The sequence below is a fragment of the Flammeovirga sp. SubArs3 genome (genome assembly GCF_947387565.1).
In the GTDB taxonomy this organism is placed as follows: domain Bacteria; phylum Bacteroidota; class Bacteroidia; order Cytophagales; family Flammeovirgaceae; genus Flammeovirga; species Flammeovirga agarivorans.
Window position 1 is genome coordinate 79314 of record NZ_CANDOA010000014.1, and the last position, 13235, is coordinate 92548.

A 13235-nucleotide genomic window follows, 5' to 3' on the forward strand; every position below is an offset into this window, starting at 1 on the left:
AGCTATTGAAACGTAGCTATCGGCTTTTTTTATATGGTAATTGAAACCTTCTTAAATGGTTTCTCTGATATCAATTTCTGAGGTTGAAACTCTTCAATAGCATGCTGAGCAAAACCTTTTCCTGCTTCCCTGTAAACATTAAATACTGCATTAACACCAAGCTGTTTTAATGGCTGAACCTGATCATTAAACTCCACAATTGCTGTGGTCTTACCTGTGTAGTTCATTTTTTGAAGTTGCCTTGCTCCCAACTCATTGGCATGATGGTGAGGCATAGCAAAAAATATCAGCTCTATAGCATCAAGGTTATTAATCCTTTCCCAAAGGTCATTATCTACGGCGTCACCCTGAATCACATTCCTACCTTCATTCAGCTGCTTCTCGACGGTATGCTCATTGACTTCAACTCCTAAAACTAAACCTCCAAATTGCTTTTGCATCTCATCATAAACACCCGAACCAATACGCCCCATACCTACTACTAAAATTTTAGCATTAGCAATATCGATCATTTTGTCCATGCTGTTTAAACGGTTGCCTTCTTTCTTAAACTGACTTAAACCTAAATACACTTCATTACTCCAATTATTAATTGGAGAAGAAATAAGGAAAGATAAAGAAACTGCTATAGCTATACTCACCAATAACTCTCCTGGTAACCATCCCATTTTATAAGCTAAACCACCTACAATTAGACCAAATTCACTGTAGTTCATAAGTATCAAGCTACCGAATACTGAAGTTCTAATTCTAAAATTAAAACGGTCAAATATCTGGAAATACAACCAACCTTTTATTGGTAATAAAATCACCAAAGCAATAGCAAATAATAGTGAGTTTAATGTGATTGATGCCGTTAAGCCAATATCTAAAAAGAAGAAAACTAATAATAGCTCCTTAATATTAAAAAGTGCTTTAGATAATTCCGATGCCTTTTTATGGCTTGATAATAAAACACCAATAATTAAAGCTCCTAAATCTGCTTTTAATCCAACTAATGAGAATAGTCCAGCACCCACTACCAAAGCCATAAATACTCCGAAAAGCACTAACATCTCTCCATGTTCCACACTATCCAAAATCTTAAAGAACAGAGGTCTTAATAATGGAAGGGCAAATAGTAGCAACGCCCAAACCTCAGGCATTTTACCAGAACTAATGGTCATAAACACAACAGCAAAAATATCTTGCATCACTAAAACACCTATGGCTAATGAACCATATACTGCATTCATTACCCCTTTTTCCTGTAATGTTTTTATAGCAAACACGGTACTTGAAAAAGATAAGGCAAAGGCAATGAGCATTAATTGCATCCATGATAATCCTTGAAGAATCGATAATCCCATCCATTGTAAACTCCAAAGAGCTGCAATAAAATAAACAGAACTTGCCAAATTATGTATCAATGAACTCAGCCATATGTGTTTACCAATAAGCATTTTGATGTCTAGCTTAAGTCCAATGGTAAACAGCAATAAAGTGACACCCAAATCCGCTAATGATTTAATCTGTGTCGTATCATCTATACCTAGATAGTGTAATACAAAACCAGTAATTAGAAAACCTACTAAGGGTGGAAATTTGAGTCTTAATGCAATATAACCAGCGATAAAGGCTGAAAGAATGATAATAATATGTACAGTCATGCTTGCAAATAGATAATTAATTTAGTTTTTCACTGCGACAGATAATATGAAAAAAACTTCATATATCAAAGATGGAATTTGTTTTAAATAGTTAATTAATAGAGAGTTAGTATCAATACAAAAACTCTACTCAAGAGGTGTTTTCAAAGTTCTTTGTAAAGAAAAAAGAGCAAGATGTTATTGTAAACACCTTGCTCTTTTTATAGGAATTTATATGATAGATTAGTAAATAATCTTCGGTCCTACTTTATTCACTTTAGAAACAAACAAATCACTATCAATACCAATAGATTTGAATGCTTCAACTTTTGCTTTTGCAATTCTTTCTGCTTTATCAATACCTCTACATAATGAGAATACTGATGGACCAGATCCAGAAATAGCTGTACCCATAGAACCTGCATAAACAGCAGCTCTTTTTACTTCATCAAAGCCTGGGATTAGCATAGAACGGATAGGCTCTACAATAACATCTTGTAATGATCTTCCAATTAAGTCGTAGTTCTCTTGCTCTAAACCAGCAATTAAACCACCTACATTACCCCACTGACGTACGGCATCTACTAATGGAATCTCTCCTCTTAAAATATTACGAGCATCTTTTGTAGAAACTTCGATATGTGGGTGAACCACTGCACAGCATAGTTCTTCCGGTACATTCAGACGAACTACATCTAATGGATCATAACTTCTTACTAATACGAAACCTCCATATAATGCCGGAGCTACGTTATCAGCATGTGCTGCTCCACAAGCTACTCGCTCACCTTCCATGGCAAAAGGTAAAAGTTCTTCCGTTGTCAATGGATTATCGAATAATGCATTCACAGCAAAAGCACCAGCAACAGTACTCGCCGATGAAGAGCCTAAACCACTACCAAAAGGCATTTTTTTATGAAGTGTTACTTCAATACCTGCTTTCTCTGCTCCAATTCTTTCTAAAAACTGATATACAGAAACAGTAGCCGTATTTTCTCTAGGATTACGAGATAATCTTCCTTCATCTCCCGTGATGTCTTTGATGACAATACCTGGCTTGTCAACAAGTTTCATTTCTATTTCATCACCTGGGCTATCTACGGCAAAACCTAAGATATCGAAGCCACAAGCTACGTTAGCCACAGTAGCAGGGGCAAAAGCTTTTACTTCTTTCATGGTTTTATACTTTTAAAGAACGAGACAGTAGTTATAATTATCATCGTTCTTCTTTCAATCATAGTTGTCTTTCATTTTTTCCATTGATGAAAAAAACGAAGCAAAAAAATCTAGACTGTGAAGTCAAAAGCTAAAACTAATTCCTTTCACCTAAAATCTTCAGACTCGCTTTACTCAAACAAATGAAGATTTTTTACGGTTCTTCTATTAATTTTTTATCGCTTTTCTCTTCAAGGCCATTCTATAAAAATGACTACAATATCCCTTTCAATTTGTTTAATAATATCAAAGAATTTGGAGTCAACAAAAATGAGAATGAGGACGAAGTAAAATACCTCGTCCCCACTATATAATTATAAAGTTTATAAAGTATGTAGTAGAAAGAGAATTACTCAACTACTTCGCTTTATATCACTTCAATCTTAGTTAATCAAGAAATTTCCGATTGTGATGATCTCAGCAAATACACCAGCAGCTGTAACTTCAGCACCTGCACCAGGGCCTCTAATTACTAACGGCTCATTGAAGTATCTACGAGAAGTAAACACTACCATATTGTCTGATCCTACAAGACCATAGAAAGGATGTGAGCTATCTACAGCTTTTAAAGCTACAGTTGCTTTACCTTCTTCATCTAATGTCGCCACAATACGAAGAGCTTTACCTTCTACTTCTGCTTCTGCTCTTTGTTTTTCGAATAAGCTATTTGCTTTCTCTAATTCAACAAAGAAATCATCTACTGAAGCAGCATCTAAACATGCTTGTGGTAAGATAGGCTCAACAGTAACATCAGAAGGCTCTAAGTGATACCCTGCCTCACGAGCAAGAATCAAAATCTTACGAGCAACGTCTACTCCACCTAAATCATCTCTTGGATCTGGCTCAGTATAACCCATTTCTTTTGCTTGTTTCACTAATTCTGAGAACTTCATGCCTGCAGCAAAAGTGTTGAACAAGTAAGAAAGAGTACCTGATAAGATACCTTCGATTTTAATGATCTTATCACCTGATCTTCTTAAATCTTGAAGCGGTCCGATAACAGGAAGACCTGCACCAACATTCGTTTCATATAAGAATTTCACACCTCTACGTTTTGCAGCAGCCTGACATCTTAAGTAATACTCAAGAGTACCAGAGTTGGCAATTTTATTTGGTGTAGTAATCGAGATAGAGTTCAATAAGATTTTCTCGTAAAGCTTCACAGCACTCTCACCTGGAGTACAGTCCACAAATACAGAGTTAGGCAAGTTCATTTCGATCATTTTCTCAACAAACTGCTCAGCATTAGAAGCTTCTCCTTCTGCTAAGATTTCTTCTTTTGTTAAAGAAATATCTAAACCTGTCTCACTGAAGATCATTTTCTTCGAGTTAGCAGCACCTACAACGTTCAAACGTAAGTTACGCTCTGTTAATAAGTATTCTGCTTGATCTCTCATTTGAGTAAGTAATGTATTACCAATCAAACCAAGACCTAACATAAACACGTTCAACTCTGCCATATCAGACAAGAAGAAGATTTCGTGTAATGCATTTAGTGATTTATATAAATGCTTCTGTTCGATAACAACAGAAACGTTTAACTCTGAAGAACCTTGAGCAATAGCATGGATGTTTACACCATTTTTACCCAATGCACTAAATAACTTAGCTGCAACACCTGGACGATGTGCCATATTTTCACCAATAATGGCTAAAATTGATAAGTTATTTTCTACTTCAACAGGGTTTACTTTACCAGAAGCCATTTCATTGAAGAATTCTTCCTCAATAATTTTCTTACTTGCTGAAGCATCCGAAGGAGCTACTGCAAAAGTAATTGTATGTTCTGATGAAGCTTGAGTAATCAAGATCATTGATACCCCACCTCTTGCTAAAGCACCAAAAAGTCTAGAAGATACACCTGGAACACCAATTAAACCACTTCCTGAAAGTGTTACTAAAGAGATATCTTTAATTGATGATATACCTTTAACTGGCCAATCTTCTTGTCCTGATTTACTTGTAACAAGTGTACCAGGGAAAGATGGATTGAATGTATTTCTAATTCTTAATGAAATATTCTTTTTGATTGCAGGCTGTAATGTTGGAGGGTAAATCACTTTAGCACCAAAGTGAGACATCTCCATTGCCTCTTCGTAAGAAAGTTGCTGTAACGAGAATGCTGTTGGTACAACTCTAGGGTCAGTAGTCATAACACCATCAACATCTGTCCAAATCTCAATTTCTGAAGCATTTAATGCAGCACCAAAAATCGCAGCAGAGTAGTCAGAACCACCACGACCTAACGTAGTTGTCTCACCACTTTCAGACGAAGCAATAAAACCTGTTACAATTTGCATTTTGTCAGTTTCGCCAAAATGCTTTGTGATTGCAGAATTAGTAGTTACAAAATCAACTTTTGCACCACCGAATACAGCATTAGTACGAACAACATAACGCGCGTCTAATTGCTCAGCATCAACACCAATTTGTGTTAAGTATTCTGCTATAATAAATGAAGACAAACGCTCTCCAAAGCTCTGAAGAATATCAAGAGAACGAAGTGATAATTCTTTTAATAAAAAGATACCTCTTAAAATGTCCTCAAGATCATTTAATAAAAGCTTTACAAAAGCAATTGTCTTGCTCTGTCTACGCACCTCAATCAACTCACGAATGCAGGTCAAGTGGGTAGACTCAATGTCTTTTAATAATGACTTGTAGGTTTCGTCACCTGAAGCAGCTCTATTACCTACTTCGATGAGTTTGTTTGTGATGCCACTCATTGCCGATACGACTACGGCAACCCTTTGTCCGCTCTGTTGATAATCGGAAAGGATACTGGCTACTTGTTGGATATTTTTCGCACTTCCAACCGACGTTCCTCCAAACTTGAGTACTTTCATCCTTGTTCCTGTTCGCTAGTCCTTAAAAATAAACAATTCGCAAAATATTGCGAGTTAAGTTATAAAAGTAGTAATAATATTAATGAATCACCAAGAATTTACTAATTGATGGCCTAACTTTTTCAAAATACGTGTGTCTTGCAAAATATTTCTTATGAATTATGCTATATATTAGAATTAAATTATGTACTTCGATGTAAATAATACCTTTTGCAAACTTTCATCACTAACCATTAAAAATCAATTCTCTTACAAATGAAAAACAAGCTATTAGTACTACTCAGTTGCCTATTGATTACACTGGTATGTCAAGGACAAACTGAAAGCATTTTATTTAATAAGGTGACTACATTTCAATTAAACCCACATCAATCAGATAGCATAAATTTTATTGTTGTTGACACAAAGCTTGAAGAAAAGAAACCGATTTTTCTGTTCTGTCAAGGATCTCTTCCTATCCCCATGTTTATGGACATTCCCAATAGAGATACGCCTTTTTTATTTGGAGGAGGAATTTCAAATTTTGATATAGATGAAGTAAAAAAGAAGTATCATTTAGTTGTCATCAATATGCCACATACACCATTGGTTGTTGATAGTCTTCATCTTAGTCCATACGGTAATTATTATATAGAAGATCCTTCAAAGCCTTCACAGATTTCAGAAGCTTTTACCAATGCTGACTATTTAGATAATTATGTACAACGCGGTTTAGAAGTACTTCAGTTTTTAAAAAGACAGCCTTGGGTTGATACTTCTAAAGTTGTTGTTTTTGGACATTCTCAAGGAAGTAAAGTGGCTACAAAATTAGCGTTGAAAAATAAAGACATCAAACATATTGGTCTTGGTGGAGCTAATCCTTTTGGAAGGATTGATCAATATGTGAGAACAGCAAAAGTTGATGCTCAACATCAAAAAATATCTTGGACAGAAGCAGAAGAAAGAATCAATTCTTATTATAAATATTATGAAGATTCGTTTCAACCCGATTCTGTTGCCAAACATAGTTACTTAAAAGGTATCAATACTTTTTCTGAACCTTTATTTGATGATTGGCTGCAGCTGGATGTTCCTATTTTCTTAACCTATGGAACGGAAGATCATGCTGCTGCGCTCTGTGATCTTATCCCTTTATTTTTTATTGAAAAAGGGAAAAAGAACCTTACTATTAAAAGGTGGTATAACTGCGATCACAACTATTTCCCTTTAGATGAAAATGGAAGACCTAAACATAAAGAAGGTCATTGGAATGATGTTATTAAAAGGTTCTTAGAAGAAATAGAATTAAAGGAAAACCTGCAATAACAAAAACACCAGACTCCATATTTGAGTCTGGTGTTTTTTCTTAATCTACTATAAGTTTGATTGTTTCTATTTGATCTTGTCCTTCAATGAGAACAAAATAGATTCCTCTGTAAAATAAGTTTCTTGATAAAATTGTCTGATCATTTTCAATAAGATTAGCATATAATATATTCCCATGAATGTCTAACACTTTTATCAGTTCACCACTTCGATTGTGATGCTTTATTGTCACATTTGATGTTGAGAAAGGATTAGGATATACTTGTATCTCTGAACTTGTAGTAACATCTATTTTTCTTTGAGAAGAGCTATTTCCCATAATCTCAATATGTGCCCAAGATTCTAACCCTTTGAATGAAATATAGTATTTACCATTCTGTCTCGGAGGAAGGTTACTATTTATCCAAACATTAGTAATATCAACACCATTAATCGTAATGTATTCTGCTCCCCAAGAGTTGATATAATTGATATCTTCAGAAATAACCCAGCACTTTTCTTCTATACCATCATAACTAAAGTCTAAACTTATATTTTCAGAGTTAGAACAGCCTTCTGCAACCACTTCTTCTTCATCTTCAGTAGTTGTTGGAACTAGTCGTAATGATTTAAGATTAAAGCCACCTTTTTCAAAAACAAACCTAATCACTTTTGTTCCCGAACTTAGAAAAGCCTGCCCCGCATCTTGCCAAGAAAAAACTTCCCATCCATTAGTGGAACTGACATTTATCGACCCTGTAATATCATTTCCATCTACCTCAATATGATATTTCCCTCCTGAACTGTTGGCTGCAACCTCTACTTGAAATTCATAATTTGTACTTTGCGTAGCATTAATAGTGTATTGTAACCATTCATTGTCTTTCGTTTCTCCTATGTAATACTCGTTACCTAAAGTATATATATCCACCGCATCATTTCTAAAGGTCCAATTGATATTCCACCAAGCTTTGTCCCCATAATCACCAAGATCACCTTGTTCAAAGTAGGCGTGTCCTTGCTTTCCTAAATCATAATGTGCCGCAGTAATATTATCATCGGGAATACTTACAGTAGAATAAGCTTTTGTATCCGTAGTTCCTACCATTCGAGTAGTTGCATCAATAACAGAATAATTATAATCACAACGGTCTAACCTAGTATTCACTGCCCATTCCATTAAAGCTGATTTTGCTTCAGCTACACTTGGTTTTGAACCTTCACCATTCCAATAATCTAGTACTTTTTGTAAGCCTTCTGGCTGACCCACATTTAGCAAACCTTGTATCTGGTTGACCTTTTTTAATGGCCAAAATGCATACCCTATATTATTAGCTTCAAGTATTTCAAAGTTCTCAACATACCACTGATTAGAGTTTTCCCCCGTTTCTCCACACCATATTGGTGTATTCGTAGAGTTTCTAAGGTCAATAAATTCCTGTAATGAAGCCTGATCAGTAGCTGTCCAGTACTTATGGAAAGCATAAACCATATTATTATCAAAAGCGGGTGTTAACCCTCTGAAATCATTTGCCCACCAATTTCCTTCAATAAAGACAATATGATTATTATCTACTTGACGCAATTCATACAAGATCGATTCGTATAAATCTGCTAACAATTGATTTTGATCGCCTAACTCCCAATTTGTTTCATTAATTAGATCATAACCTCCAATCCATTTTTCATCTGCATAACGCTTCGCTATTTCTTTCCATAGATGAACCGTTTTTGACCTATTTTCTCCACTCTCCCATAATGATGGGTATGCAGGATTATAATCTGAAATAGGTTGATCCTCACCCTGCCCACCAGGAGCTGCATGTAAATCTAAGATCAAGTATAATTCATATTTCTCAGCCCAAACTAACAACTGATCAATAAGTTGATAACCTTTATTTATAACTGTATTTTCGAAATCGACGGGTTCATCCTGAATAGACAGTGTAAATAAATTATAGTGAAGAGGAACACGGATACTATTAAAGCCCCATTGTTTAATCTGTTGGATATCACTTTCAGTCACCATATTATCGAGCCAAGCATCATGAAATTCCTGCGTATTTTGTTGACCAATAATATCTTCAATTCCTTCCATAATTTCCCATTGAGGCCCGAAAGGAACTTCCATAATATAGCCTTCTTGAACCATCCAACCGTCAAGATTAACAGCTTTAATCACAAAGTTCTGGTCTTGTCCATCAACAATGTTTTGTCCTGCTGTATGTAAAAAATCAGTATTTTCTTCCTCAGTTGGAAATTCCTGTTCAAAGGCAAACCAATTGATATTAAACCCACCGATATTCGCCTTAATACCTATTTCATATTCACCTGCTTCTAATTGTATGGAATGTGATATAGTTTCCCAACTTTGCCAACCTCCTGTAGAAGGAACTGATATTGTACCTAAAATTGTACTACCAAGGTCTTTATCGATCTGTATTTCATTACCTCCAAAATTGGACGCTACTCTATACGATACTTTATAAGAACCAGTCGTCGGGACAGAGATATTATAACTCATCCAATCATTGTCGTCTATATAGCCAACATTCTGTCCTCCTCCATTATCTTGAGTAGTTTCTGTTGATATACCAAACATTCTACAATAAGACTCACTTTGTATGGTAGAAGGGATTGGTGTAGCATTACAAGAGTAGTTATTCAGTTTCCATGTGTTGTTGTTTTTAAAGTTAATATTCATTTCATTTCCTAAACTCAGATGACAGTTAATCATCGTAAGTAGTATAAAGATTGTTTTTTTCATAGCATTCCTGATATTTAAATTATTCTCTGTTAGAATCATTCTCTCTAGAAAAAAATGATTCAAAAAAGTACTTGCGTAATCGCTCTTTAGTTAGTTTTTCATTTAAATGAGAGCCTTTTCAAATCACCAAAATATATCAAAGAGTTGCTAGGAGAAGTAGCATTTTTATAGATAATAAAACAACACAAATAGCTGATTAAAAGATATTTAAGTGATTTAAATTCGCTATAATTGTAGATGGTATACAAATAGATTTTGAATACAACATTATTACTACAACTTTATTTCGTTGTGGTTTATAGGAGCGTTTTTGAGAATCAAGAAGGAAAAAAGTGATTTTCTATTCACTTTTCATCAAAAAAAATTACATTTACACCACAACACATATACAATAACATATCGTACAACAACGATAACTTTTTACATCACATACTTTTACCAATAAACACTACTTTATGAAGACGATAATCATTTTAGGTGCTGGTCGTTCAGCTTCGTCATTAATTCATTATCTCTGTGAACACGCCAAAGACCATCAATGGAAAATAATGGTCGGCGACTATCAACAAACTCTTGCTGCAGAAAAAATCAAAGGTTTTGAAGAAGTAGCATCTGCTTTCGAGTTCGACATCAATAATGACGAACACAAGGAAAAGTACATTGCTATGGGAGATATTGTTGTCTCTATGCTTCCTGCAAGATTCCATATTGAGGTGGCAAAAGTGGCCATAAAACATGCTGTATCTATGACGACAGCATCATACATTACACCAGAAATGCAGGCCTTAAATGAAGAAGCCCAAGAAAAAGGTATCATTTTATTAAATGAAATTGGGCTAGACCCAGGCATTGATCATATGTCTGCTATGAAAATGATAGAAGAGGTCAAAGAAAAAGGGCATAGCATTGAAGGATTTGAATCATTTACGGGTGGATTAATTGCTCCCGAATCAGATAATAACCCTTGGAATTATAAGTTTACTTGGAACCCAAGAAATGTCGTTATTGCTGGACAAGGTGGAGCGGTCCGTTTCTTACACAATGGAAAATACAAATACATTCCATATAATAAATTATTCCGAAGAACAGAGCGTATTGAAATTGATGAATACGGAAAGTTTGAAGGATATGCCAATAGAGACTCTCTAAAATATGTTGAAAAATACGGTTTAGAAGGAGTACCTACTGTATATAGAGGCACACTTCGCCGACCTGGTTTCTGTAGAGCATGGAATTGCTTTGTTACCCTAGGAGCAACAGATGATAGTTATGTTATGGAAAATACAGAAAACATGACTTATAGAGAGTTCATCAACTCCTTCCTACGTTACAATCCAAACGATTCTGTAGAATTGAAATTGATGCAATACCTTAAGTTGTCTCAAGACGATATCGAAATGGAAAAACTAGAGTGGTTGGATATCTTTAGTGATAAGAAAGTAGGCTTACCAAGTGCCACTCCTGCTCAGATCCTTCAAAAGATTCTTGAGGAAAAATGGGCATTAGATAAGAATGACAAAGATATGATTGTGATGTACCATAAGCTTTTCTATAAAAAAGGAGCTGAAAATATTTTACGTACATCACACATGGTCGTAAAAGGAAAAGACCAAACGTACACTGCAATGTCAGATACAGTAGGTATTCCATTGGCCATTGCTACGAAATTAATCCTTCAGGGTAAGATTACTAAAACGGGTACGTGTATTCCAGTTCATAAAAACATATATGAACCTGTTTTAGAAGAACTCGAAACACTAGGGATTACTTTTAAAGAGCAAGAGGTAGTGATGAGTCCACAAGAAATGTCGAGTTTATAAGCATTGCATTGATATTTTGTATTCGCTTCACCTTACAAAGGTGAGATAGGATTCATTCTATAATGAAAGAATAAGTATTTGATATATCGAAGGCCCAACGTAAATCTTTTCGTTGGGCTTTCTTATTTCTGATAACTAATAGATTATTAGAGTTATTTGTCTTTACTTTGTAGCCATCACACATACTAGTCTATAAATAATGAACGAAGCAATTACATACGGTCTATTGGCGTTTACTTCATTTTTTACTCTAATTAACCCGGTAGGTATTATGCCGGTGTTTATGACCATCACAAATCAGTTAGAGGCCAAGGAGAGAAAACGCACAGCATTAAGAGCTACATTCATCGCTTATTGTTTTTTATTGTTCTTTGCTATCTCAGGACAATCACTATTTAAGTTCTTTGGTATTTCTATCGACAGCCTTAGAGTTGTAGGTGGTATGATCTTCTTTTTAGTTGGATTTGATATGCTACAAGCTCGCTTGGGAAGCGTTAAAGTCACAAAAGATGAAATTCATGAATATGCCAATGATGTAGCTATAACTCCTCTAGCTATTCCTATTATTTGTGGTCCTGGATCTATTGCCAATGCAATTATCTTAATGGATTCAGCCAGCGATGATCCTTTTAAAGTAGGAACACTATTTATTGCCATTACAGCTGTATTACTCACTACATGCTTGAGCTTATTAAGCGCAGGACCAATCATGAAAGTGTTAGGAGATACAGGAAATAAATTGATGTTACGTTTGATGGGTCTTATCGTTATGGTAATGGCAGTAGAATTCTTCTTTGCCGGTTTAGGGCCATTAGTGAAAAGATTTATTATCGTTGAGTAAACAATATACTCTCTAAATAAATAAAAGGTTCATGTGATACTCAATTCACATGAACCTTTTTTTAAACCTGAACTATTAAAATAACTTTTCGCTTATTCTTTGTTATTTTCTAACCATTCCAATCTTCTTTCATCCGCAAGGTGCGTGATTTTAAAGTCTTCGAAAGTTGCATTAAAACCATTACCATCAGGGCTTGCTGCCATCATACCTACCATAAGAGGTTTGTGATCTGGAAGATAAGCTAGGTTACTCATTTGGTATTTTTTCCCATCTAAAGAGTAGAAAATTTCTACAGCATCTCTTCGTCTGATGGCTTTAATCCAAATTGATTTTGGTTTACCTTCTAAAGCGATAACACTCCAACTAGAATGGTCATTAGTAACTACTGCACTAAAATTATACACCCCATCAACATATTCAATTCCTGTCTTGATCCAATGTTTTTCATCCACTCGAATCATTAATCCCATTTGATCAAATCGAGTTCTATATTCTCCTGTGATTTTTACAGAAACTTCAAATTCTCCACCGCGTTGGGCATAATAAAATGGACCATCATCTATGGTAAATCCATAATGTGTTTTTCTCCAGTAATCTGACTGTGGGGTAACGAACATTTTTAATGAAGAACCATCTACTTCCCATTTCTCTGGGGCATTAAACCATTGCATATCATTTAGGTTTTGGGAAAGTACTACTTGGGAAAATCCCAATAGCAATACTATCAATAAGTTTTTCATGACAATTGTAAATTAGATTTACTAGTAAGTTAAAGAAAGATGTTGGTGTAGAAGAAAATATTTAGAATGATTTGAAAAAAAATAAACAAAAAAA

General features: G+C 35.0%; 8 protein-coding genes. 3 read left to right on the forward strand and 5 right to left on the reverse strand.

Features of this window, described 5'->3' with window-relative positions:
• Nucleotides 1-29 precede the first annotated feature (29 nt).
• From QL232_RS25200 to thrA, 3 genes are all read right to left on the reverse strand, one after another.
• A complete protein-coding gene (locus QL232_RS25200) occupies nt 30-1649 on the reverse strand; it encodes a cation:proton antiporter family protein (RefSeq protein WP_168885414.1) in 1620 nt (539 codons plus the stop codon).
• Nucleotides 1650-1871: 222 nt separating this feature from the next.
• Entirely contained in the window at nt 1872-2804 is a 933-nt protein-coding gene (locus tag QL232_RS25205; RefSeq protein ID WP_168885415.1) for a homoserine kinase, read from the reverse strand.
• Between the two features lie 422 nt (nt 2805-3226).
• On the reverse strand, nt 3227-5689 hold the full coding sequence (gene thrA, locus QL232_RS25210) for a bifunctional aspartate kinase/homoserine dehydrogenase I (protein ID WP_281616253.1): 2463 nt from the start codon (nt 5687-5689) through the stop codon (nt 3227-3229).
• A 255-nt stretch (nt 5690-5944) separates the two neighbouring features.
• Here thrA and QL232_RS25215 point away from each other — a divergent pair, with 255 nt between their 5' ends.
• Entirely contained in the window at nt 5945-6994 is a 1050-nt protein-coding gene (locus tag QL232_RS25215) for a hypothetical protein (RefSeq protein WP_281616254.1), read from the forward strand.
• 40 nt (nt 6995-7034) lie between these two features.
• Here QL232_RS25215 and QL232_RS25220 read toward each other — a convergent pair whose 3' ends face one another.
• The gene (locus QL232_RS25220) at nt 7035-9740 is read right to left on the reverse strand and encodes a carbohydrate-binding protein (RefSeq protein WP_281616255.1); all 2706 of its coding nucleotides are present in this window, start codon (nt 9738-9740) and stop codon (nt 7035-7037) included.
• A 455-nt stretch (nt 9741-10195) separates the two neighbouring features.
• On the opposite strand from QL232_RS25220, the gene QL232_RS25225 reads away from it, so the two are divergent.
• The gene (locus QL232_RS25225; protein WP_281616256.1) at nt 10196-11560 is read left to right on the forward strand and encodes a saccharopine dehydrogenase C-terminal domain-containing protein; all 1365 of its coding nucleotides are present in this window, start codon (nt 10196-10198) and stop codon (nt 11558-11560) included.
• A 199-nt stretch (nt 11561-11759) separates the two neighbouring features.
• Nucleotides 11760-12401, forward strand: a complete 642-nt coding sequence (locus QL232_RS25230) for a MarC family protein (RefSeq protein WP_281616257.1) — start codon at nt 11760-11762, stop codon at nt 12399-12401.
• A gap of 92 nt (nt 12402-12493) precedes the next feature.
• On the opposite strand, the gene QL232_RS25235 is transcribed toward QL232_RS25230, so the two are convergent.
• Nucleotides 12494-13141, reverse strand: a complete 648-nt coding sequence (locus QL232_RS25235; RefSeq protein WP_281616258.1) for a DUF1349 domain-containing protein — start codon at nt 13139-13141, stop codon at nt 12494-12496.
• Between the last annotated feature and the right edge of the window lie 94 nt (nt 13142-13235).